General features: G+C 70.1%; 19 protein-coding genes. 8 read left to right on the top strand and 11 right to left on the bottom strand.

Translation table 11 applies throughout. The annotated features are described in order from the left end of the window. The first annotated feature begins 11 nt into the window (after positions 1-11). Positions 12-662 carry a TetR/AcrR family transcriptional regulator gene (locus tag D9599_RS19285; RefSeq protein ID WP_198382910.1) on the top strand — a complete coding sequence of 217 codons (651 nt, stop codon included), beginning with the start codon at positions 12-14 and terminating at the stop codon, positions 660-662. Then, on the top strand, positions 659-1288 hold the full coding sequence (locus D9599_RS19280; RefSeq protein WP_198382909.1) for a TetR/AcrR family transcriptional regulator: 630 nt from the start codon (positions 659-661) through the stop codon (positions 1286-1288). Before D9599_RS19285 ends, D9599_RS19280 begins: the two co-directional genes overlap by 4 nt. Here D9599_RS19280 and D9599_RS19275 read toward each other — a convergent pair. Beyond that, positions 1282-4176 carry a PAS domain S-box protein gene (locus tag D9599_RS19275; RefSeq protein ID WP_198382908.1) on the bottom strand — a complete coding sequence of 965 codons (2895 nt, stop codon included), beginning with the start codon at positions 4174-4176 and terminating at the stop codon, positions 1282-1284. The two genes, D9599_RS19280 and D9599_RS19275, sit on opposite strands and share 7 nt — an antisense overlap. Before the next feature lie 509 nt (positions 4177-4685). Here D9599_RS19275 and D9599_RS19270 point away from each other — a divergent pair. Beyond that, positions 4686-6173, top strand: a complete 1488-nt coding sequence (locus D9599_RS19270; protein WP_198382907.1) for a glycosyltransferase family 1 protein — start codon at positions 4686-4688, stop codon at positions 6171-6173. A gap of 16 nt (positions 6174-6189) precedes the next feature. Here the strand turns inward: D9599_RS19270 and D9599_RS19265 are convergent, their stop codons facing one another. From D9599_RS19265 to D9599_RS19255, 3 genes are all read right to left on the bottom strand, one after another. Further along, positions 6190-6906, bottom strand: a complete 717-nt coding sequence (locus D9599_RS19265; protein WP_198382906.1) for a ribonuclease activity regulator RraA — start codon at positions 6904-6906, stop codon at positions 6190-6192. Positions 6907-6917: 11 nt separating this feature from the next. Beyond that, positions 6918-8708, bottom strand: coding sequence for an L-arabinonate dehydratase (gene araD, locus D9599_RS19260; RefSeq protein WP_198382905.1), 1791 nt, complete (start codon positions 8706-8708; stop codon positions 6918-6920). Positions 8709-8812: 104 nt separating this feature from the next. After that, complete coding sequence (locus D9599_RS19255) at positions 8813-9793, bottom strand: S1C family serine protease (protein WP_198382904.1); 981 nt, start codon at positions 9791-9793, stop codon at positions 8813-8815. Positions 9794-10047: 254 nt separating this feature from the next. Here D9599_RS19255 and D9599_RS19250 point away from each other — a divergent pair, with 254 nt between their 5' ends. Next, positions 10048-11334 (top strand): NCS2 family permease, encoded by a 1287-nt coding sequence (locus D9599_RS19250; protein ID WP_309228665.1) that lies wholly within the window; start codon positions 10048-10050, stop codon positions 11332-11334. A 10-nt stretch (positions 11335-11344) separates the two neighbouring features. On the opposite strand, the gene D9599_RS19245 is transcribed toward D9599_RS19250, so the two are convergent. Both D9599_RS19245 and D9599_RS19240 read right to left on the bottom strand, forming a co-directional pair. Then, entirely contained in the window at positions 11345-11959 is a 615-nt protein-coding gene (locus D9599_RS19245; RefSeq protein WP_198382924.1) for a 2-dehydro-3-deoxy-6-phosphogalactonate aldolase, read from the bottom strand. A gap of 14 nt (positions 11960-11973) precedes the next feature. Continuing rightward, on the bottom strand, positions 11974-12924 hold the full coding sequence (locus tag D9599_RS19240; protein WP_232480686.1) for a 2-dehydro-3-deoxygalactonokinase: 951 nt from the start codon (positions 12922-12924) through the stop codon (positions 11974-11976). A 125-nt stretch (positions 12925-13049) separates the two neighbouring features. On the opposite strand from D9599_RS19240, the gene rutC reads away from it, so the two are divergent. The 3 genes from rutC to D9599_RS19225 are packed head-to-tail and all read left to right on the top strand — an operon-like array spanning position 13050 to position 14871. Then, a complete protein-coding gene (rutC, locus tag D9599_RS19235) occupies positions 13050-13436 on the top strand; it encodes a pyrimidine utilization protein C (protein WP_198382903.1) in 387 nt (128 codons plus the stop codon). Beyond that, on the top strand, positions 13433-14206 hold the full coding sequence (gene rutD / locus D9599_RS19230; protein WP_198382902.1) for a pyrimidine utilization protein D: 774 nt from the start codon (positions 13433-13435) through the stop codon (positions 14204-14206). Before rutC ends, rutD begins: the two co-directional genes overlap by 4 nt. Beyond that, positions 14203-14871, top strand: a complete 669-nt coding sequence (locus D9599_RS19225; RefSeq protein WP_198382901.1) for an SDR family NAD(P)-dependent oxidoreductase — start codon at positions 14203-14205, stop codon at positions 14869-14871. The genes rutD and D9599_RS19225 overlap by 4 nt, the downstream gene beginning before the upstream one ends. Before the next feature lie 4 nt (positions 14872-14875). On the opposite strand, the gene D9599_RS19220 is transcribed toward D9599_RS19225, so the two are convergent. Further along, positions 14876-15205: a DUF962 domain-containing protein gene (locus D9599_RS19220; RefSeq protein WP_198382900.1), complete on the bottom strand. Its 330-nt coding sequence runs from the start codon at positions 15203-15205 to the stop codon at positions 14876-14878. 88 nt (positions 15206-15293) lie between these two features. Next, complete coding sequence (locus D9599_RS19215) at positions 15294-17009, bottom strand: ABC transporter ATP-binding protein (RefSeq protein ID WP_198382899.1); 1716 nt, start codon at positions 17007-17009, stop codon at positions 15294-15296. Positions 17010-17127: 118 nt separating this feature from the next. Here D9599_RS19215 and D9599_RS19210 point away from each other — a divergent pair, with 118 nt between their 5' ends. Continuing rightward, the gene (locus D9599_RS19210; protein ID WP_198382898.1) at positions 17128-18720 is read left to right on the top strand and encodes an MFS transporter; all 1593 of its coding nucleotides are present in this window, start codon (positions 17128-17130) and stop codon (positions 18718-18720) included. A 299-nt stretch (positions 18721-19019) separates the two neighbouring features. Here D9599_RS19210 and D9599_RS19205 read toward each other — a convergent pair whose 3' ends face one another. From D9599_RS19205 to D9599_RS19195, 3 genes are all read right to left on the bottom strand, one after another. Next, complete coding sequence (locus tag D9599_RS19205) at positions 19020-19751, bottom strand: glycerophosphodiester phosphodiesterase family protein (protein WP_198382897.1); 732 nt, start codon at positions 19749-19751, stop codon at positions 19020-19022. 62 nt (positions 19752-19813) lie between these two features. Next, positions 19814-20761: a nucleoside hydrolase gene (locus D9599_RS19200; RefSeq protein ID WP_232480685.1), complete on the bottom strand. Its 948-nt coding sequence runs from the start codon at positions 20759-20761 to the stop codon at positions 19814-19816. Next, complete coding sequence (locus D9599_RS19195; RefSeq protein ID WP_232480684.1) at positions 20758-21936, bottom strand: M20 aminoacylase family protein; 1179 nt, start codon at positions 21934-21936, stop codon at positions 20758-20760. Before D9599_RS19195 ends, D9599_RS19200 begins: the two co-directional genes overlap by 4 nt. Positions 21937-21946: the final 10 nt, after the last annotated feature.

Raw genomic sequence — 21946 nt, 5'->3', positions numbered from 1 at the left:
GAGGGACGCCGATGCCAGGGCCCAGAGCCGCCACGCCCCCGGCCGAACCGCGCCGGCCCCGCATCGCCGCCGCCGAGCGCGAGCGGATGATCGTCGATGCTGCCATCGGCTTTTTCGCGGAGGAGGGCTTCTCCGGACAGACGCGCCAGCTCGCTCAGTCGATCGGGATATCGCACTCGGTGCTCTACCGGCATTTCCCGGGAAAGGAGGAGCTTATCGCGACCGTCTGCGCCGAAATGTTCGAGCGCCGCTGGCGCGAGGAATGGACGGAGATCCTGCGTGACCCCGCCCCTTCCCTGGAGGAACGCCTCCTGCGCTTCTACCGCGAGGCCGGAACGCTGCTGCTCTCTCCGGAATGGATGAGGATCGCGGTGATGACCGGCCTTTCCGGCGCGGCCGCACCATCCGGGCTAAGTAGCCTCCTGCACGACCGGATCATCCGCCCGATCGCCGACGCCATCCAGGCCACATGCGCCGATCGCCCCCTCCCCCGCGACGTCGCCGAGCAACGTGCCTGGGCTCTGCATGGCCGCGTCTTCTATCTCGGCGCGCGCGGCGCGATCTGGCGCGGTGCCACGCCCCGCAGCCAGGACGCGGCGCTGGCCGCCGCGATCGCCGGCTTCTGCCGCGGTGCCCGCGCGCTGACCGAGGCCGAAGCTTGAGCGGCAACCGCGTCCCGCCGCGCGCGCAGCGGCTGCCGCCTGAGGAGCGCGAGCGCAGGATTGTCGCTGGCGCTATCGCCTATTTCGCCGAACACGGCCTCGACGCGCAGCTCCGCGACCTCGCGCAACATCTCGGCGTCACGCACCCCCTTCTCTACCGCTACTTCGCGACGAAGGAGGCACTCATCGAGCGCGTCTACGAGGAGTTCTACGCCACCCGGTGGCAGGGTGTCTGGGACGCGCTCCTCGGCGATGCCGACCTGCCGCTGGAGGAACGGCTGACGCGCTTTTACGCCGCCTATCTCGACGCTCTGGAGGACGGCCCCTGGCTGCGGATCTTCGCCTTCTCGGGCTTGGGCAACCAGAGGGCCAGCCAGCACTACATGGCCTCCATTCGCGCGCGCGTCATCCAGCCGGTCGCGGCGGCGCTGGAACGGAGGCCGCTGGATGGCGCGGCGCGCCCTGGACCGGTGGCGGTCGAGCTCGCCTGGGCCCTTCACGGTGAGCTCTGTTTTGGTCCCATCTGCCACCGCCTGCTGGGACTACCGCAGAAGCGGCTGAGCGAGGATGACATCCGCCGGCAAGTCGTCGCCTGGCTCGACGGCTGGCCACCCGCACCTCACTGACCCGAGCGCAGCGCCTTCGACAAACCCTCGACGGAATAAGGCTTGTTCAGCAGGTGGAAGTCGCGCGCCCCGCCTTTTGCGAGCACGTGGCTGTAGCCGCTGGTCAGCACGACACGCAGGTTGGGCCAGCGGCGGCGGATCTCATGGCCGAGCTCGACCCCGTTCATGCCCGGCATGACCACGTCCGAGAAAACCGTGTCGAAGCAGTCGGCATCCCTCTCCAGAATGCCGAGCGCAGCCTGCGCATTCGGCGCCCAGGTGGCGGCATAACCAAGGTCGTCCAGCAACTGGCGGGCGAACTCCCCGACCTGCGTGTTGTCCTCGACCAACAGCACGTTCCGGCGACCAGCCTCCGGCCTGCCGGTCTCGGTGGCCTGATTCCTTCTTTCGCGATCCGGTCTTGCCGCCACCCGCGGCAGGTAGAGCGTGAAGGTCGTGCCGCGGCCCACCTCGCTCTCGACCAGCAACTCGCCGCCGGATTGCTTCGCGAAGCCATAGACCTGCGAAAGTCCGAGCCCGGTCCCCTTCCCCACCTCCTTCGTCGTGAAGAACGGCTCGAAGATCCGCCCGAGCAGTTCCGGCTCGATACCGGTGCCCCCGTCGGACACGGAGGCCGCCACGAACTCGCCCCGCGTTCCCGCATGGCCGCGCGTCGGGGGCAGCTCGGAGGCAAGCCAGGTACGGAGCGCGATGCGCCCGCCGTCCTCCATTGCGTCGCGCGCGTTCACCGCGAGGTTCACCAGAGCCGTCTCGAACTGGTTCGGGTCGGCCTCCACGGCGCAGCCCTCACACTCGATGCTCGTCTCGATGGCGATGCGTGCGCCCACCAGCGGGCGGATGAGATCGGTCACCGCCTGCACCCGCTCCCCCACGAGGAACACCTCTGGCTTGAGAGGCTGGCGCCGTGCGAAGGCGAGGAGCTGGCCGGTAAGCTTGGCCGCGCGGTTGGCCGTGTCCGAGATTGCCTCGACATACCGTTGCTGCCGCTCCGCCGAGAGGTTGGGACGGCGAAGTAGGTCTGCCGAGGAGCGGATGATCGTCAGCAGGTTGTTGAAGTCGTGTGCGACGCCGCCGGTCAGCTGCCCCACGGCCTCAAGCTTCTGCGACTGGCGCAGCGCCTCCTCATGCTGGTGCAGCTGCTCTGTCCGGCGCGCGACCTCGGCCTCCAGGTGCTCGTTGATCTGCCGCAGCTCCCTTTCGGAACGCTGCCGCTCCGTGACGTCGAGCATGGCCCCGATTATCCGCAGCGGCTCGCCACCCGGCCCCCGGACCATGAAGCCGCGGTCAAGGACGTCCGCGTAGGAACCATCGGCGCGCAGGAACCGGTACTCGTCGGACCACCGGCTCGCCGCCCCGTCGATCACCTCATGGATCGAGCAGCGGATCCGTTCGCGATCCTCCGGATGAATGTGCTGCAGCCACCAGTCACCGCTCGACACGCCACCCGCCAGCTGATGGCCGAAGGCATTCCCGAGCGCCTCGTTCCACTCGACCCGGCCGGCTTGCAGATCCCAGTCCCATACCGCGTCGTTGGTGGCGCGGACGGCGAGGCGGTGCCGCTCGTCGCTCGCTCGCCGGGCCTCCTCCGCCCGGCGCTGCTCCGTGATGTCGATGTTCATACCGACCCATTCTCGGAGGCTTCCGTCCGGATTTCGGACCGGAACCGCCCGGACAGAGGTCAGCCGCCACTCGCCGGAGGCATGGCGCAACCGCAACTCCGTCTCCAGCGACGAACCCTTGTCCACGGCATCCGCCCAGGCCGCCGCCACCCTGGCACGGTCCTGCGGGTGGAGGGCGTCGAGCCAGCGGCCGCCCAGCAGATCCTCGCGCGACTGCCCGGTGAGCATGCGCCAGCTCGGCGAGTCCTCGCGCGCCATGCCCTGGGCGTCGGTGGTCCAGACCGCCGCCGCCGAGGCGTCCACCAGGGCCCGGAAACGCGCCTCACTCTCCCGCACTGCCTGCTCGGCCGCCCTGCGGCCGGAGACATCACGGAAATAGACGGAGAGCCCGCGCTCGCTCGGATAGATGCTCACATCCAGCCAGTGGTGAACGACGGGGGACAGCGTCTCGATCTGAACCACGCGCCGCTCGCGCGCGGCGCGCAGATGCGCGGCATGGGCCTCGCTTCCGACGGCCTGCGGGAACTCCTCCCAGCAGACCTTGCCGATCAGCTCGTCCCGCTTCCGTCCCCACAGCTCCTCGGCCCGGCGGTTGACGTAGGTGAAGCGCCAATCGTGGTCCACGGCGTAGAAGGCGTCGCTGATGCTCTCCAGGATCTCGCTCGTGCGGGCTAGGGAATTGCCCAGCGAAGCCTCGGTGCGAAGCCGCCCGACCGCCAGACCCAGCAGGTTCGCGACCGCCTTTACGAAGGCGAGGTCGTCTTGCGCGAAGTCGTCCAGGTTCGGGCTGTCGGCCTCCACGACGCCCCAGGGCTCGCCATCCGTGCGGATCACGACATTCATGGCCCGGCGGATGCCGTGCTCGGTGAGCATCGCGGGGGTGCGGAAGCGCCCATCGGCGGAGAGGTGGCCGGAGATGATCGGCTCCCCGGTCCTGAACGCATATCCGGTGGGCGAGGCGAGGTCCGCGCCTGTCCTGTACTGGCCAACGATCCCTTCCCGCCAGCCAACGCCAGCCCGAACAAGGAGCTGATCCTCCTCGGGGCGGTACTCCATCACCTTGGCGAAGGGCGTGCACAGGCCGAGCGCGACCAGCCGCGTCGCTTCCTGCAGCAATGCGCCCAGATCCGCACTGCTGAGAGCATAGGCACCCAGCTCCGCGAGGATTTCCTGCTGCCGGAGGCGGAAGCGGAGGCTCCGATCAGGGTCTTCGGGCTCCGTTCGCCCCCCCTCGAGGCCGGATCGGCCGCTAGTCTCGCCCTCACTCATTCCCGACCTGCCCAGGCGCGCCGCCTCGGTTCCGCCGACACCGCGCGTGGTCGTGGCGAAGGGCCGGCGAGCGCACCGGCGGCAACCGGCAGCGCCAGGGCGGACTGCTCGCGGGCAAGCACCGGCAGCGTGGCCGGGGCGACGCGAGGATCAGGTCTGGCTGGCATTCTAGGGTGCACCTTCAGCGCCAAACTCGGGTGCTGGCGGATGGTTGCGTGCTCGGGAAGGGCGGCTGCGCCCGGGCTTGCCGGGAGCGGCCCCAGCACCCTCCCGGACGCCTCCAACGCGCGGCGCGCCACCCTCGTTGCCGCGCCGGCAGCATCCGTCCCGCTCCTGGGCGCGGCGGCGCTCCGTCCGTTGCTCAGCCTGCCGGATACATGAAAATGCGCCCACAAGCCTTGCTTCCCGCGCCGATATCAGCGACCAGCCGGCGTTGAAAACGTGATTTGCGGAGACCTGCCGTCCCCCAGGATGCGCGTGCCGCTGCCCCAGGCCGGAGCGACCAGCCGATGCAGACCATTTGGATCGATGTTGAGGATCTGTTCGACTACGCGCGGGCGAACCCGCGTCCGAGCGGCATCCAGCGCGTCGAGTTCGAGATCTGCCGCTGCCTGGTGAAGGCCGCCGGAGAGGGGCCGGTGCGCTTCCTCCGCCACACGGCCGGCGGCACTGGCTTCCGCGCGGTTCCCTGGTCGGCCGTGGAAAGCCTCTTCGCCGGCCTCTCCAGCACTGCCTCGGCCGAGGAGGCGGCGGAGGGGGCGATGCTCGCGACCGGGACGCAGTCCGCCTCGATCCCCGAATCGATCGTCCCGCCGCCACCCCGACGCCTGCGCCGCCGCCTGCTGAGCTGGTGCGCCCGGCGGGTGCCGGAACGGGTGCGCCCGGTGCTCGGCAATGCCGTCCTGTTGCAGATCGGCGCCCTGCGGCAGGCTGTGCAGGCCGGACAGATTGCCTGGGAGGCAATGCTGCAGCGCCGTGAGCCCGTGCTCCTCCAGCAGAAGCCGGCCGCGCCCGCCGAGAGCGGCCCGCAGGACGCGGCCGCCGAAGCGCCCGACGATTTCCGCGATGCGCAGCCGGGCGACATCCTTCTCGTGCTGGGTTCGCCCTGGTTCCATCAACGCTACGCCGAGCTGGTCGCCTCCGCGAAGCGGGAGAAGGGCATCCGCTTCGGCGTCCTCCTCTACGACATCATCCCGCTCCGTCGCCCCGAGTTCTGCGACCACTCCCTGGTCGACCTGTTCAGCGGCTGGCTCGGCTCCACCCTGCCGCACGCGGACGTGGTCATGGCCATCTCCCAGGCCAGCGCGGACGACATTGCCCTCTACGCCAGCCAGAACGGCTGGAAGCTGCTGGCCCGGCCCGTTGCCATCCCCATGGGCACCGGTTTCGGCCATCCGGCTCCGGCAGCGCGCCTGCCCGGCCGCGAGTACCCCGAAGCCGGCAGCTACGCCCTCATCGTCTCGACCATCGAGGCCCGCAAGAACCACCTCCTCCTCTTCCGCGTCTGGCGGCGCATGCTGGAGGAGATGCCGCGCGAGCAAGTGCCCACCCTCGTCTTCGCTGGGCGCGTCGGCTGGATGGTTCAGGACCTGATGCAGCAACTGAAGAACGCCGACTACCTCGACGGCAAACTCGTGCTGTTCCAGGACCCGACGGACGGGGAACTGACCACCCTCTACCAGGGCGCGCAGTTCACCCTCTTTCCCTCCTTCTACGAAGGATGGGGCCTGCCGGTGACGGAGAGCCTCTCCTTCGGTAAGCCCTGCATCATCTCCAACACCACCTCCCTGCCCGAAGCCGGCGGCGCGCTAGCTCGCTATTTCGACCCCGAGAACACAACCGAGGCCTATCGCGTGGTGCGCGAGGTGGTGGAGGATCCCGAGGGCCTGCGCAACTGGCAGGCCCGCGTCGCCCGCGACTTCCGCCCGGTGGTCTGGGACGAAGCCGCGGCCGCCGTGCTGCGCGCCATCGAGCAGCCTGCGGAGGCGCCGGTCTAAGGACCGGCGCCGCTCCTCAGCGCCCCTTTTCTTTCCGCCAGGCGGCGAAGGCCTCGAGGTTCTTCGGGTCGGTTGCAGGATAGAGGCCCGGCAGCCCCTGCCCGGCCCGCACCCGCTCGGTCGCGAAATCCTCGTAGGCGGTCATCTCCACCGCCTCGGCCGCGACCTCGTCCGCGATCTCCGCGGGAATGACGATCACCCCGTCGCCGTCGCCGAGGATTACATCCCCCGGGAAGACAGGCGCATCGCCGCAGCCGATCGGCACGTTGATGTCGATCGCGTGGTTCAGCGTCAGGTTTGTCGGTGCCGAGGGGCGGTGGTGATAGGTCGGTATGTCGAGCTGCGCGATCTCGGCCGCGTCGCGAAAGCCGCCATCCGTCACCACGCCGGCAACACCGCGAACCATCAGCCGGGTGATAAGGATCGAGCCCGCCGAGGCGGCGCGCGCGTCCTTGCGGCTGTCCATCACCATGACAGCGCCGGGCGGGCAGGTCTCGACGCCCTTGCGCTGCGGGTGGCTGGGGTCCTTGAACACTTCGATGCCGTTCAGGTCCTCGCGCGCGGGAATGTAGCGCAGCGTGAAGGCCTCTCCGACCATGCTCTCGGTGCGGACGCGAAGTGGCTGCACGTCCTGGATGAACTGGCTGCGCAAGCCGCGCTTGAACAGGATGGTGGCGACGGTTGCGGTGCTGACGGTCTTCAGCCTCGCGCGCGTCTCGTCGGAAAGGGCCATGCTCGGTTCTCTCAGTAGATGACGGGTTCGGGCACGGGGGCGCCGAATTCGGTGCGCAGGAAGTCGAAGTCGCAGCCCTCGTTCGCCTGCTGGATGTGCTTGCTGAACATGTAGCCGTAGCCACGCTCGAAGCGGGGCTCGGGCTCCTTCCACTCGGCGCGGCGGCGCGCCAGCTCCTCGTTGGAAACCTCCATGCTGATCGTCCGCGCGTCCACGTCGAGCGTCACGATGTCGCCCGTCCGCAACAGGGCCAGCGGACCGCCGATGTAGGATTCGGGCGCGACGTGCAGCACGCAGGCGCCGTAGGAGGTGCCGGACATCCGCGCGTCGGACATCCGCAGCATGTCGCGGTGCCCCTCCTTCAGCAGCTTCTTCGGCATGGGCAGCATGCCCCATTCCGGCATCCCCGGTCCGCCCTGGGGCCCCGCGTTGCGCAGCACCATCACCGTGTCCGGCGTGAAAGGATAGCTCTCGTCGTCCACCGCCTTCTTCATGGAGGGGTAGTCGTCGAAGACTACCGCGGGGCCGGAGTGCTTGAGGAAGCGCTGGTCCATCGCCGCCGGCTTGATGACGCAGCCGTCGGGCGCGAGGTTGCCCTTAAGCACCGCGAGCGAGCCCTCGCCGTAGATCGGGTTCTCCGTCGTGCGGATCACGTCGTCGTTGTAGACGCGCGCGCCCTCGATGTTCTCGCCGATCGTCTTGCCGGAAACAGTGACGCAGGAGAGGTCGAGGTGCTCCCGGATGCGCCCCATCAGCCCGCGGATGCCACCGGCATAGAAGAAGTCCTCCATCAGGTAGGCGTTGCCCGACGGCCGCACGTTGCCGATCACCGGCACGCGACGGGAAAAGCGCTCGAAGTCCTCGAGCCCGATCTCCTGCCCGGCGCGGCGCGCCATCGCGATGAGGTGGATGATGGCGTTGGTCGAGCAGCCCATCGCCATCGCAACCGCAATGGCGTTCTCAAAGGATGCCTTCGTCTGGATGCGCGACGGCGTCAGGTCCTCCCACACCATCTCGACAATCCGCCGCCCGCTCTCGCTCGCCAGGCGGATATGCCCGGCATCGGCGGCCGGCACCGAGGAGCCGCCGGGCAGCACCATGCCCACGGCCTCGGCGATCGCCGTCATCGTGCTCGCCGTGCCCATGGTCATGCAGGTGCCGTAGGAGCGCGCGATCCCGCCCTCGACGCCCAGCCAGTCCTGGTCCGTGATCTTCCCCGCGCGCAGCTCGTCCCAGTACTTCCAGCTGTCGGAGCCCGAGCCCAGCACCTTGCCCTGCCAGTTGCCGCGCAGCATCGGCCCGGCCGGCAGGAAGATCGCGGGAATGTTCATGCTGGTGGCTCCGAGCAGCAGCCCGGGCGTCGTCTTGTCGCAGCCGCCCATCAGCACCGCGCCGTCCACGGGGTGGCTGCGCAGCAGCTCCTCCGTCTCCATCGCGAGGAAGTTGCGGTACATCATCGTGGTCGGCTTCACATAGCTTTCCGACACCGAGATCGCCGGCAGTTCCACCGGGAAGCCGCCGGCCATGAGAATGCCGCGCTTCACGTCGTCCACGCGCTGCTTGAAGTGCACGTGGCAGGGGTTGAGGTCAGACCAGGTGTTAACGATCGCAATAACCGGCTTGCCCGTCCATTCCTCGGGGCTGTAGCCCATCTGCATGGCGCGCGAGCGGTGCCCAAAGGAGCGGAGGTCGGCCGGACCGAACCAGCGGGCAGACCGAAGCTCGGCCGCGGTCTTGCGCGCGGGCCGTGCCGTGCCGGGATCGGCCTCCAGCGCATCAGGAGGCAGGTTGGGGTCGGCCATGGCATTTCCTCCGCTCATCGATGAGGTTGACATAGCAGACTTACCGCGCGCCGCCAGCGCACCCACGCGAGCGTCCGGCGGAGGAGCGGGCCGGCCGCGCAACGCTAGTGCAGCGGCGCCGCCTTCAGGAATCGCTGCCGGTCCCCGGAGGCTACGGTGACCTCGAAGCGGTCGCCCTCCCGCTCGACGACGAGCGGCACGTCCACCCCGGCCTCGCCGAGCGCCCAGATGCTGCGGAAGAAGCGCGGCAGGTCGGCCACCGGTTCCTTGGCCACGGCCAGCACTGCGTCGCCCCGCCGCAATCCGGCCCGCGCCGCCGGCCCGCGAGCGGCGGTGGAGAGGATGACCACCTGCCCCTCGTCCGCGCTGACGGATATGCCCAACCAGGGCCGCGGCGGGCGATCGGGCCGCCCCAGCGTCAGCATCTCCCCCATGATCGGCTTCAGCAGGTCGATCGGAACGCTCATGTTAAGGATCCGCACCCGCCCGTCCCCGGCATCGTGGCCGAGCTGGAGCGATCCGATGCCGATCAGCGCGCCATCCGGCCCGATCACCGCCCCGCCGCTCCAGTGCGGATGGGCGGGCGCCGTGAACAGCGCCTCGTCGAGGAGGTATTCCCAGTAGCCGGCGAATTCCTGCTTAGCCACCACCCGCCCCGCCAGCGCGCCCGGGCGGCCGCCCGCGCCGGCGAAGACGATATCCGCCCCGACCGGCACCTCGCCCGAAGCGCCCAGGGGCAGCGGCGGAACCCCGATCTTGCCGAGCGCCTGGACCAGCCCGAAGCCCGTCACCTGGTCGTAGCCGATCACATGGCCGGGCACCGCCTGCCCCTCGGCCGTGGTCAGCCACACCTCCTGCGCCTCTGTGATGAGATAGCCAATCGTCGCAAGCAGCCCGTCCTCGCGGATGAGCACCGCGTTGCCTACCCGCTCCGTCCCCAGGGTGGCCGCCGTGAAGGCATCGTCGGGGATGCGCGCGCGCAGCCCGACCACCGCCGAGAGCGCGAGATCGATATCGTAGCCGTAATCCTCGGGGTGGGGCCGCAATGAGGTCGGCACGCCCTTGCCTTCCGCTGGTGGCGCCATGCTTCCTGGTTCCCCGAAACGCTCCGGCACCGTGCCCGCCGGGTCGGGCCGGAGCCTAGGTCAGGACCACGCGGCCTGTCTCCCCGCAATAGGAGCCGTTCCGCCCGCGCTGTGTCCGCGACGGCTCGGCGCGCCCAGGCCGCGGGCGTACGGCCGTTCCTCGGACAGGAAGCCGGCACGTCGCTTGCTGGCCTTGCCGCGCGAGAGGCGGCACCGTAGCACCAAGAGGCCGCTGCAGATTGGAGTTTCCACGAGTGGACCGCTTCTTCGACATGGCCGCGCGCGGCACAACCCCGCGCCGCGAGGCCGTCGCCGGCCTCACCACCTTCCTCACCATGGCCTACATCATCGTGGTGAACCCCCAGATCATGGCGACGGCCGGGATCGACGCAGGCGCCGCCTTCGTGGCCACCTGCCTTGCCGCGGCCATCGGTTGCGCGCTGATGGCCTTCCTCGCCAACCTGCCTATCGCCCTCGCTCCGGGAATGGGGCTGAACGCCTATTTCGCCTTTGCCGTGGTGGCGGGCATGGGCATCTCCTGGCAGGTCGCGCTCGGCGCCGTCTTCATCTCCGGCGTGCTGTTCTTCCTGGTCTCCATCGCCGGCTTCCGCGAATGGCTGATCAACGGAATCCCCATCTCGCTCAAGCTCGGCATCGCCGCGGGCATCGGCTTCTTCCTCGCCCTCATCGGGCTCGAGAACCTCAAGCTGGTCGTGGCGAACCCCGCCACCCTCGTCTCGCTTGGCTCCGTCCGCTCGGGTCCGGTGCTGCTCGGCGCGGCGGGCTTCGTGCTCATCGCGGGCCTGGCCGCACGGCGGGTTCCCGGTGCCATCCTCATCGGCATCGTGGCGACCGCCCTCGCCGGCCTTCCCTTCGGCCTCACCACGTTGAACGGCGTCTTCTCCGCCCCACCCTCCCTTGCCCCGACCTTCCTCCAAATGGACATCGCCGGCGCGCTCAGCCTCGGTGTGCTGCAGGTGGTCGGCACCTTCTTCATGGTGGACCTGCTGGATAACGCTGGCACGCTGATCGCGACGACGCACCGCGCCGGCCTCATGCGGCCGGACGGCTCAGTGCCCCGCCTCGGGCGCGCGCTGATGGCAGACAGCGGCGGAGCCATGCTCGGCGCCGTGCTCGGTACCTCGACGACCGTCAGCTATATCGAGAGCGCGGCAGGCATCCAGGCAGGCGGGCGCACGGGACTGACGGCGCTCACCGTCGGCGCGCTCTTCCTCCTCGCGCTCTTCCTCGCGCCGCTCGCGACCTCCGTCCCGGCCTTCGCGACGGCACCGGCGCTCATCTTCGTCGCCTGCCTCATGGCCCAGTCGCTGAAGGACCTCGCCTGGGAGGATCCCACCGAATACATCCCGGCCATCCTCGCCGCGATGGCGATGCCCTTCACCTTCTCCATCGCGACGGGCATCGGCCTCGGCTTCATCGTCTACGCGGCCGTCAAGGTCATCGCCGGCAAGGCGGGCGAGGTGCACGGTGCCGTCTGGCTGATCGCGGCGCTCTCCACCGTTAAGTTCGCCTTCACCTGAAGGTGGGGCATCAGCCCTGCCGCCGCAGCGCCCTCCAGGCCTCCACAAAACGCCGGGCCCGCTCGCCCACCTCATCCGCGGTGGCGCCCGGCTTGTAGAGGGCGGAGCCAAGACCGAATCCGGCCGCCCCCGCTGCCACGAACTCGCCCATCCCCTCCGGCACGATCCCGCCCACCGGCAGGAAGCGCGTGCCGCGGGGAAAGACGCTCAGCATCGCCTTCAGCACGCGCGGCGTCAGCAACTCCGCCGGGAAGAGCTTCAACGCGTCCGCCCCGGCTGCGAGAGCCGCGAAACCCTCAGTCGCCGTCGAGACGCCCGGGACGCAGAGCAGCCCGGCCGCCTTGGCCGCCCGGATCACGGCGGGGTCGCCATGCGGCATGACGATGATCCGCCCGCCTGCCGCGGCCACCTCCGTCACCCCCTCGGGCGCCAGGACGGTGCCCGCGCCCACCAGCACTTCAGGCCCGAGGTCCTCCGCCAAAGCTCGTATGCTCTCGAGCGGCCGCGGCGAGTTCAGGGGGACCTCGATGATCGAGAACCCTGCCTCCACCAGGGCGCGCCCGATCGGCACCACCTCCTCCGGCGTCACGCCGCGCAGGATCGCGACCAGCGGCAGCCGGTCCATGAAGCGTTGCAGAATCAAGGATTCGTCTCCAACCCGGCGCCGGTGAGCCCGGCCGCCTCGGCGATGCGCCAAAGCCCGGCGGCGGCCGTGTCACCGAGCAGTTCGACCGCGGTGACGCCAAAGATCGCGAGCGCCTGGCGGTACCGCTCGCAGAGCGCGGGATCGCCGACCAGGGCCAAGCTGTCCCGCATTTCGTGGAGCCCCGCGCGCAACTCGTCCCCGATCAGCAGGCCAGAGAGGTAGTCGAGGCTCGCCTCCCTCGGCAGCCCACCCGTCAGCACGAGGGAGCGCGCGGAGAAGAGCAGCGGCGAGAGCCCCGACGGGGCATCGCGCAGCGCCTCGACCCCGCGCTCGAAGGCCGCCCGCGCGACCTCGGCCGACGACGGCGGGTCATCCTCCCCGACGAAGCGGCCGAGGATGGAGTGCCGCCGCAGCACCGCGAAGAGCTCGCCGGTCATATGCGTCCCGAAGCGCTCGATCCGGCCGCCCGTAACCTCCACCCATTTCGAATGGGTGCCCGGCATCACGAAACGCCCATCGCCGTGCGACGGGAGGGCACCAAGGATCTGCGTCTCCTCCCCGCGCATTACGTTCGGCACGTCGCCGTGCTGCACGACGCCCGGGATGATCGACAGCGCCCCTCCCGGCACCGGCATCAGCCCGCCGGCCAGTTCGGCGAGGCCGGCGGGGCAGGGTACGTAAGGCGCCTCCACCCAGCCCTGGGCGCTGCCGATCATGCCCGCGGCGAGCGCCGGCAGCCCTGGCCAGCGGCGGCGCCAATCCCCAACCGCCCGCTCGGAGGCACCCGCGAAGTCGCGCCCCTCCACATGCATGATGCCGAGCGGCAGGCGGTGCGTCTCCAGGACCGCGCCCCCCTCCCCCATAAGATACGCGCGGAGCGAGGAGGTGCCCCAGTCGAGCGCGATCAGTCGTGGCGCGGCGTCGGTCAGGACGTCCTCCGGCAAGCTGTTCCCTTGGGGGAGCGGCGCCACCCCGGCTGGTCAGGCTACGGCGCCCGACCCTAGGCTGGGAAGGCCGGCGCCCCGCCGTTCAAGCCCCGCAACGACCGAGCCCCGAGAGGCAGTCCGCCATGCCCATGAAGGCCATCATCCCCGCCGGCTCCGGCAAGCCCATCGCGCCCTTCTCGCCCGGCGCCATGGCGGACGGCGTGCTCTACGTCTCCGGCACCCTGTCCTTCGACAAGGAGAACAATGTCGTCCATCCCGGCGATGCCGCCGCCCAGACCCGGCACGTGCTGGAACTCATCAAGTCCGTCATCGAGGCCGCTGGCGGCACCATGTCCGACGTGACGATGAACCACATCTTCGTCACCGACTGGGCGAACTACGCCGCCGTGAACGCCGTCTATGCCGAGTACTTCCCAGGCGACAAGCCCGCCCGCTACTGCATCCAGTGCGGCCTGGTGAAGCCCGAGGCGCTGGTGGAAATCGCGACCGTCGCCCATATCGGCCGATGAGATACGAGGTTACCGGCAAGCCCGGCGCTCCGGCTGTCGTCCTCTCGGCCGGCCTCGGCGGGGCCGCCGCCTTCTGGACCCCGCAGCGCGCTGCGCTCGAGGAACACTTCCAGGTCGTCGCTTTCGACCAACGCGGCACCGGCCGCAACGCGGCGGGTCTGCCGGACGGCTATACCATCGGCCACATGGCCGACGACGCGGCGGCGGTGCTCGACAAGGCCGGCATCGCGCGCGCCCACTTCATAGGCCACGCGCTGGGCGGCCTTGTCGGCCTCGAACTTGCCCGCCGCCACCCGGCACGGTTGGACCGCCTGGTGCTCGTCAACGCCTGGGCGAAGGTGGAGCCGCACTCGGAGCGCTGTTTCGACATCCGCCTCGGCATCCTCGCGGCGCAAGGGCCCGCGGCCTATGTCGCGGCCCAGCCCCTCTTCCTGCACACCGCGCCCTACATGGCAGCGAACTTCACCCGCGTCGACGCGGAGATCGCGCACGGCACCGCGCATTTCCAGGGCGCCGAAAACCTCCGCCGCCGGATCGCGGCACTCCGCGCCTTCGACGCCCGCGCCGACCTCGCGCGCATCGACGCGCCCACCCTTGTCACCGCCTCGCGCGATGACCTCCTCGTGCCCTGGACCGCCTCGCAGGTCCTTGCCGAGGGCCTGCCGAAAGCCCGCCTCTGGATAACCGAGACCGGCGGCCACGCCTTCACCGTGGAGCAGCCCGGCCCCTTCAACCGCGCCGCCATCGAATTCCTGGAGGAAGACGCATGAAGACCATCCTGATCGTGGGCGCCTCCCGCGGCCTCGGCCGCGCCCTGGCGGAGGAACACCTCTCGCGCGGCTGGCACGTGATCGCGACCGTGCGCGACCCCGCCGCGCTGCGCGACGCACCACCTGGCAAGCTGGAGGTCCACACCCTCGACGTGACGGACTGGGCCGGGGTGGACGCCTTCGGGCGCGCCCTGAAGGACCGCAGCCTGGACGTGCTCTTCGTCAATGCCGGCATCGCCGACGACAAGCGTCCCATCGGCGAGGTGCAGCCGGACGTCTTCGCCCGGCTGATGCTCACCAACGCGCTTGCGCCGCTCCGCCTGATCGACCGCTTGGTCCACCTCGTCCCGCGCGAGGGAACGGTGGCGGTCATGTCCTCCGGCCTCGGCAGCGTGGCCGGCAACGGCACTGGCGGCTGGGAGGCCTACCGGATGAGCAAGGCCGCGCTGAACACCGGCCTGAAGAGCATCGCCGCGCGCCGCGCGGCGGAGGGCCGGACCTATATCGCCACCGCCCCCGGCTGGGTTCGCACAGAGATGGGCGGCGATGAAGCGGCGCTCTCCATCGAGCAGAGCATCCCCCGCGTTACCGACATGCTGGAGAAGCGCGCGGGCGCCGGCGGCGTCGCCTACGTCAACTATGACGGCAAGGATCTGCCCTGGTAGCGGCTCAGGATACCCCGGCCCGGCGCAGCTCCCGGTCCAGCCGTCCTCTCAGGAACAGCCAGGCCATGCGAAGATCGGAACCAAGCGACCAGAGCGGATGGCTGAAGGTCGCCGGGCGGTTCCGCTCCACCAGCATGTGGCTGCCCCAGGCGAACAGATAGCCGCTCACCACCCCCGCCAGCACGGTCCACCAGCTGCCGAACAGGATGCCGCCGAGGAAGAGCGCGACGCCGAGCACCGTGCCCGCGACATGCACGCCCCGCGTCACCGGGCTCGCGTGCTCCCGCAGGTAATGCGGCCAGAACTCGGCATAGGTCGTGAAGCGCGCCGCCATGGCTTCCCTCCCGAGAATGGCCGCGCGGACCGCGCGGCTACCCTGAGTATAGCCGTCCCGGACGGCGAAAGCAGCGACCGCGTCGCGCTCACCCCGCCTGTTGCGCGCTATGCAGCCGGCTGTAGATGCCGCCCGAGGCCACCAGCTCCCCGTGCCGGCCCTGCTCGGCCAGGCCCGCCGCGTCCACCACCACGATTCGGTCGGCATCCCGGATCGTCGCCAGCCGGTGCGCGATCACCAGCGTCGTTCGCCCCTCGGAAAGCTCGGTCAGCGAGGCTTGGATGGCGCGCTCCGTCTCGGTGTCCAGGGCGGAGGTCGCCTCGTCGAGGATGAGGATCGGCGGGTTGCGAAGGAAGATGCGGGCGATCGCCAACCGCTGCTTCTGCCCACCCGAGAGCTTCACCCCCCGCTCCCCCACGACAGTATCCAGCCCCTTCGGCAGGGCGGCGATCACGGTGTCCAGCCGGGCCCTGCGCGCCGCCTCCATGATCTCCTCCTCGGAGGCACCCAGCCGACCGTAGGCGATATTCTCTCGCACCGTGCCCCCGAAGAGGAACACGTCCTGCTGCACGATCCCGATCTGCCCGCGCAGCGAGGCGAGGGTGAGGTCGCGGATGTCGATCCCGTCCACCGTGATCCGCCCGCCCGTCACCTCGTAGAAGCGCGGCAGCAGGGAGCAGAGCGTCGTCTTCCCTGCACCGGAGGGGCCGACGAAGGCGACCGTCTCCCCGGGCAGGATCTCCAGGTCCACCCCGTCGAGCACCGGCGCGCCGTTCCCGTAGGCGGAGCGCACCCCCTCGTAGCGGATCCTGCCGGAGAGGCGAGGCGCCACGTGCGCCCCAGGCCGGTCCTCGATGTCCGGCGCCGTGTCCATCAGCTCCGTGTAGCGCCGGAAGCCCGCGATCCCCTTCGGATAGGTCTCGATCACCGAATTGATCTTCTCCACCGGCCGGAAGAAGACGCCCACCAGCAGCAGGAATCCGACGAAGCCGCCCGAGCTGAGCTGCCCGTGCAGCACGAACCAGCTGCCGGCCACCATCACCACCATCTGCGTCAGCCGCATGGAGAGGTAGGAGAGCGCGTTCGTCGCTGCCATCAGCCGGTAGGCCTCAAGCTTCGTCTCGCGGTAGCCCTCGTTGTCGCGCGCGAAGAGGCCGCGCTCGTGCTCCTCGTTGGCGAAGGCCTGCACCACGCGGATGCCGCCGACATTCTCCTCGATACGCGCGTTGAAGCCGCCCACGCGCCCGAAGATCGTCTGCCAATTCCGTGTCATCCGCCCGCCGTAGCGCGCGGTTAGCCAGCCTGTGACCGGCACAACCGCCGCCGTGATCAGCGCCAGCTCCGCATTCACCGAGAACATCAGAACGAAGGCGCCGACGAAAGTCATAACCGCGATGAAGAGGTCCTCCGGCCCGTGATGGGCCACCTCCCCGATCTCCTCCAGGTCCTTCGTCAGCCGCCCGACTAGGTGCCCCGTCCGCTGGTTGTCGTAGAAGGAGAAGGAGAGCTTCTGCAGGTGCGCGAAGGCCCGGCGCCGCATCTCCGTCTCGATGTTGATGCCGAGCATGTGCCCCCAATAGGTCACCACCGCCATCAGCCCGGCATTCAGGAGGTAAACGACGAGCAGCCCGGCGGCGGCCAGCCCGATCAGCGCCCAATCCTGCCCCGGCAGCAGCCGGTCCACGAAAGCCTTCACCGCCAGGGGGAAGCCCAGCTCCAGCAGCCCGGAGAGCACGGCGCAACCGAAGTCGAGCAGGAACAGCCGCCGGTGCGGCCGGTAGTAGGAGAAGAAGCGTCGAAGCATGAGCGCCCCTTAGCAGCCCCCGTGCCGCCCCGCACGGAGGATCCTTCCGCCCCCCCTTGCGACACGCCCGATTGCCGGGCACGGGAGAGAGGACACCTTCCGGTCCGCCCTGTTCCAGATGCCTGCCCCCGCCGCCTTCATCCCCTTCCGGCACGCCGTATTCCGGACCCTCTGGTTCGCCACCCTCGTCAGCAATATCGGCGGCTGGGTGCAGAGCACGGGCGCGGGCTGGCTGATGACTTCCCTCTCGCCTTCCCCCGTCATGGTCAGCCTAGTGCAGGTGGCCGCGCTCCTGCCCGTCTTCCTCCTCGCCCTGCCGGCGGGGGCGCTGGCGGACATCATGGACCGCCGCCGCTTCCTGCTGATGACCCAGTTCTGGATCTTCGGTACCGCTCTCCTCCTCTGCGTCCTCACAGGCGCCGGGCTGCTCGGGCCCTGGGGCTTGCTGGCGCTTACCTTCTGCATCGGCGTGGGGGCGGCGGCGAACTTCCCGGCCTTCGCGGCCACCACCCCGGAACTCGTCCCCCGCACGGATCTCGTGCAGGCCATCGTGCTCAACGCCATGGGCTTCAACCTCGCCCGGGCGATCGGCCCCGCCCTCGGCGGCGTGGTGCTCGGCTGGGCAGGGGCGGAGGTCGCCTTCGGCCTCAACGCCGCCTGCTTCCTCGTCCTTATCACCGCCCTCTTCTTCTGGAAGCGCGTGCCGGAGCAGGACACGACCCCGAAGGAGCGCCTGCTCCCGGCCATCGGGAGCGGGGTGCGCTACGTCCTGGCCAGCCCGGTGATGCGCGGTGTCATCATCCGCTCCACCCTCGCCTTCTTCGCGGGCTCGGCGGTCTGGGCGCTTCTGCCGCTGATCGTGCGCTTCCGGCTTGGCCTCGGTCCCTCGGCCTTCGGGCTGATGCTCGGTGCCATGGGAGTGGGCGCGGTCGCCGCCAGCTTCTGGCTGCCGGCGCTGCGCAACCGGCTTAGCCGCTCGGCCACCGTGGTCGCCTGCTCGAGCGGCGTGGGCGCCTCGATCATTCTCCTCGCCCTCGCCCAACACTGGGTGCTGGCGGCAATCGCGATGCTGCTCTACGGCGCCTTCTGGCTCGGGATGACCTCGACGCTTTCAGCCTCGTCGCAGCTCGGTGCGCGACCCTGGGTGCGGGCAAGGGCCATCGGGCTGTTCCAGGTCTGCACCTTCGGCGCCATGGCAGCGGGCACGGTGCTGGGTGGAGTCGGGGCGGAGGTGATCGGCATTCCGGCGACGCTCATCGCATTTGGGGTGACCGGCATCGTCCTCGCCGTCGCCGTCCGCCATCTGCCTCTTGAAGCGCCGCCATCCCTCCCCTCCGCCACCAACCTGGCGGAGCCGCAGCCCGAAGCCCCTGCGGCCGAACTCCTCCCCGCTCTCCGCGGAGACGAGGGGCGGGTGCTCGAATCCGTTCGCTACGCGGTGCCCACCGCCTCCCGGGAGGCCTTCCTCCGATCCATGGCGGAGGTCCGCGGCGTGCGCCTCCGCGCCGGCGCCATCGTCTGGCGCCTTTACGAGGATGTCGCCCATCCTGAGCGCTACGTGGAACTCTGGGCAGTCCGGTCCTGGTCGGACCATCTGCGCGAACAGTCGCGGCTGAGCGAGGCCGACCACGCCATCCTCGCTGCGGCGGTCGCCTTCCAGATCGAGGGCACGAAGCCGGAGGCGGAGCGCTTCGTTCAGCTCTCGGTTTGATCGGTCGGTGAGCGTGCTTCGAGGGAGGAAGAAGGAATCTCCCTCTCCGCCCCTCCAGCATCTTTTTCTTCGGGCTTAGGATAGCTTCACGACCGATGCGCCGCGGGTCCACGACCGGAGGCGACTGCACGCGCAGGAAAGGCGTCGGGAAACGGAACAGGCCTGCAATCCCAGCATCCGCGAGAGCCAAGTGGGAATCCGAGTGCCTCAGGCCCCGGGTGTCCGCCGGAAGAAGGTTACGTGTTCGCCCGGGAGGCCCGGAGACGGCAGCGCCCACTCCGCGGCCCCAGGCGCCGCCCCTATGCCGCGCGAAGCGAGAGCGCGAGTACCGGATCATCCGTCGCGATGGCGTCCAGACCGAGGTCCAGCATACGGCGGATGGACGGCGCATGGTTCGCTCCCCAGGCACCGACGCGCAGGCCGGCGTCGCGCAGGGCACCAAGCAGTTCGGCATCCATGGCCGCCTCGTGCGTCTCGACCATGCGAACGCCGGTGCGGCGCGCGGTGGCGAGGATACCCTCCAGCCCGATGTAGCGGATCATCGGCGGGCTGAAGAGCCAGGCAACGTTGCGCAGCCCACCGGCGGCGACGGCGGCGGCGGCCACCTCCGCCTCGAAGACGATGATCTCGGTGCGCGAGCGGAGGCCCGTCCGGTCAAGCGCGGCCAGAACCTTCTGCAGCAGCGGCAAATCAAGACGGCCATTCCGATCGGCCTTTACCTCCACCTGGAGCCCGGCAGCCCCGGCAGCTACGAAGTCCAACAACCGGGAGAGGCGCGGCACTCCCTCCCCGCCCGCACCGATGAGGTGCAGCGCAGCCAACTCATCGGCGCTGCGCTCGGCCAGCGGGCCGCGACCATTGCTTGTGCGGTCGAGGTTGGCGTCGTGCATCACCATCGCCTCGCCGTCGGCGGACAGGTGGACGTCGCACTCCACCGCATCCACCCCGGCGGCGATGGCACCCCGGAAAGCCTGCAGGCTGTTCTCAGGCCAGAGAATGGCGCCGCCCCGATGCGCGATGATCTCGGTCAAGCTCGCTTCCTCCCCTGCAGTGGCGTCGGGCGGTAGCACGGGGTCCACCAAGCTTCCAGGTGTCAGGGCAGGCGCGAGAGGCGTGTTCCAAGAAGCGCGAAGAAGCCCTCGGTGTCGAGGGTTTCGGGCAGTGTCACCTGCGCTTCGGCCTTGCTGCGCCCCCAACGGTCTACATGAGTGCGGCCGCGCGCGGGACCGGGGCCGCAATCGACCTCCACGCCCACCCGCTCGGCATGGAAGAGCGCGGGCGCGACGAGCCAGGCGATGGCACAGGCATCATGCAGTGCGTGCCCTTCTCCCCCGAGCCGGCGTGAGGGAGGTACGGCCGCCATGATGTCGCAAGCCGCCCGCAGGCAGGCCCCGCCGCCCAGGCGCCGGATCGCCTCGACCCGTGCGGGCGTTACCAGCGCCTGCATCGTCAATTCCAGCGTCACCAACGTCACCGGCGGGCCGAGGGAGAGAAGGATGTCCAGCGCCTCGGGGTCGCTCGCCGCGTTGAACTCGGCGGCGGGCGTCCAGTTCCCCTCTCCCCAGGCGCCTCCCATCAGCACGATCTCCCGCACCCGCCCGGCCAGGGCTGGCTCGGTGGCAAGCGCGAGGGCGAGGTTGGTCACGGGGCCGATGCCGACGAGCGTGACGCTTCCGGCCGAGGCGTCGCGGAGAACCGCGCGGATCGCATCCGCTGCGAGCGCCTGAACGGCCGGCGGCCCCTCGGGCAGGACCACGCCCGCCAGCCCATCATCGCCGTGCACCGCCCGTTCCCCGGCGAAGCGACCACGGAGCGGGCGCTCGGCACCGGGCACCACCGGCACCGGGTTACCGGCCAGCCCCACGATGGCGCGGGCATTCGCCACGGTGCGCGCGAGCCCCGCATTGCCGCCCACCACCGTCACCAGCCGAAGGTCGATCTCCGGCGAGGCAATCGCGAGCCATAGGGCGAGGGCATCGTCCGTGCCGGGGTCGCAGTCGATGATGACGGCCCGGCGCCCGACCGGCAGGGCGCCGCTCAAGCCCCCAACTCCGCCTCGACGATGCCGCAGAACAGGGCGGCGCCAGCGGTCAGCGCCGCGTCATTGAAGTCGAAGCGGGGGTTGTGGTGCCAGCCCTCGGGGTGGGCCGGATCGCCCGTGCCGAGCCAAGCATAAGCGCCGGGTCGGGCCTCAAGCATGCAGGCGAAGTCCTCGCCCGCGGTGACCGGCGGGTGGTCGTCCAGCGCGCGCTCGGCACCGACTGTCGCCGTCGCGGCTCGGTGCATCAGCGCGGCCTGGCTGGGATGGTTCACCGTCGGCGGCAGGCGGCGGGTATAGACCGGCTCGGCCTTCACCCCGTGAGCGGCGGCGGTGCCGCGCGCGATTCCGGCGATCCGCGCCTCCAGCAGATCGCGCACGGGCGCCGAGAGCGCCCGCGCGGTGCCGCGCACCAGCACCTCCGCCGGAATGACGTTCGGCGCCTCCGGATGCCCGGCCGCGAGATGGCCGACGCTGATCACCCCCGCCTGCATAGGGTCCAGCTCCCGCGCTACCACCGTCTGAAGGGCCAAGATGAAAGCGGCGGCGGCAAGCGTCGCATCGGTGCCGAGATGCGGCTTCGCGCCGTGCGTGCCGCGCCCGCGGAAGGTCACCTCCCAGGTGTCGGAACTGGCGAGAACAGCGCCCTTCGGCACAGCGACCGTACCGAGCGGTAGGCCCGGCAAGTTGTGCATCCCATAGACCGCATCCACGGGGAAGCGCTCGAACAACCCGTCCGCGAGCATCGCCTGGGCGCCGCCGCGCGACTCCTCTGCCGGTTGGAAGATGAGGTGGACGGTGCCGGCGAAGCGGTCCCTGTTCCCGGCGAGCCATTTCGCGGCGCCGAGCAGCATCGCCGTATGCCCGTCATGCCCACAGGCATGCATCCGGCCAGGCGTGAGGCTCGCCCAGGGTGCGCCCGTCATCTCTGCCATGGCCAGCGCGTCCATGTCGGCACGCAAACCAATGGCGCGGTTTCCGGCCCTTCCCCGGATAGTCCCGACGACGCCGGTGCCCGCGATCCCCTCCTCCACGGCGATCCCCGCCGCGCGCAGTTCCCGCGCGACGAAAGCGGCAGTGCGGTGCTCCTCGAAGCCGAGCTCCGGATGGGTGTGCAGGTCCCGGCGCCAGGCCGTCATGGCTTCGGCGAACGGCTCCAGTTCCAGGGGGCTGGGCATGGGCGGCTCC

It is taken from the genome of Roseomonas sp. KE2513 (assembly GCF_016107305.1).
Taxonomy (GTDB): Bacteria; Pseudomonadota; Alphaproteobacteria; order Acetobacterales; family Acetobacteraceae; genus Roseomonas.
Note: the sequence above shows the minus strand (reverse complement) of the source record. Positions and strands in the feature narration are given on the sequence as shown.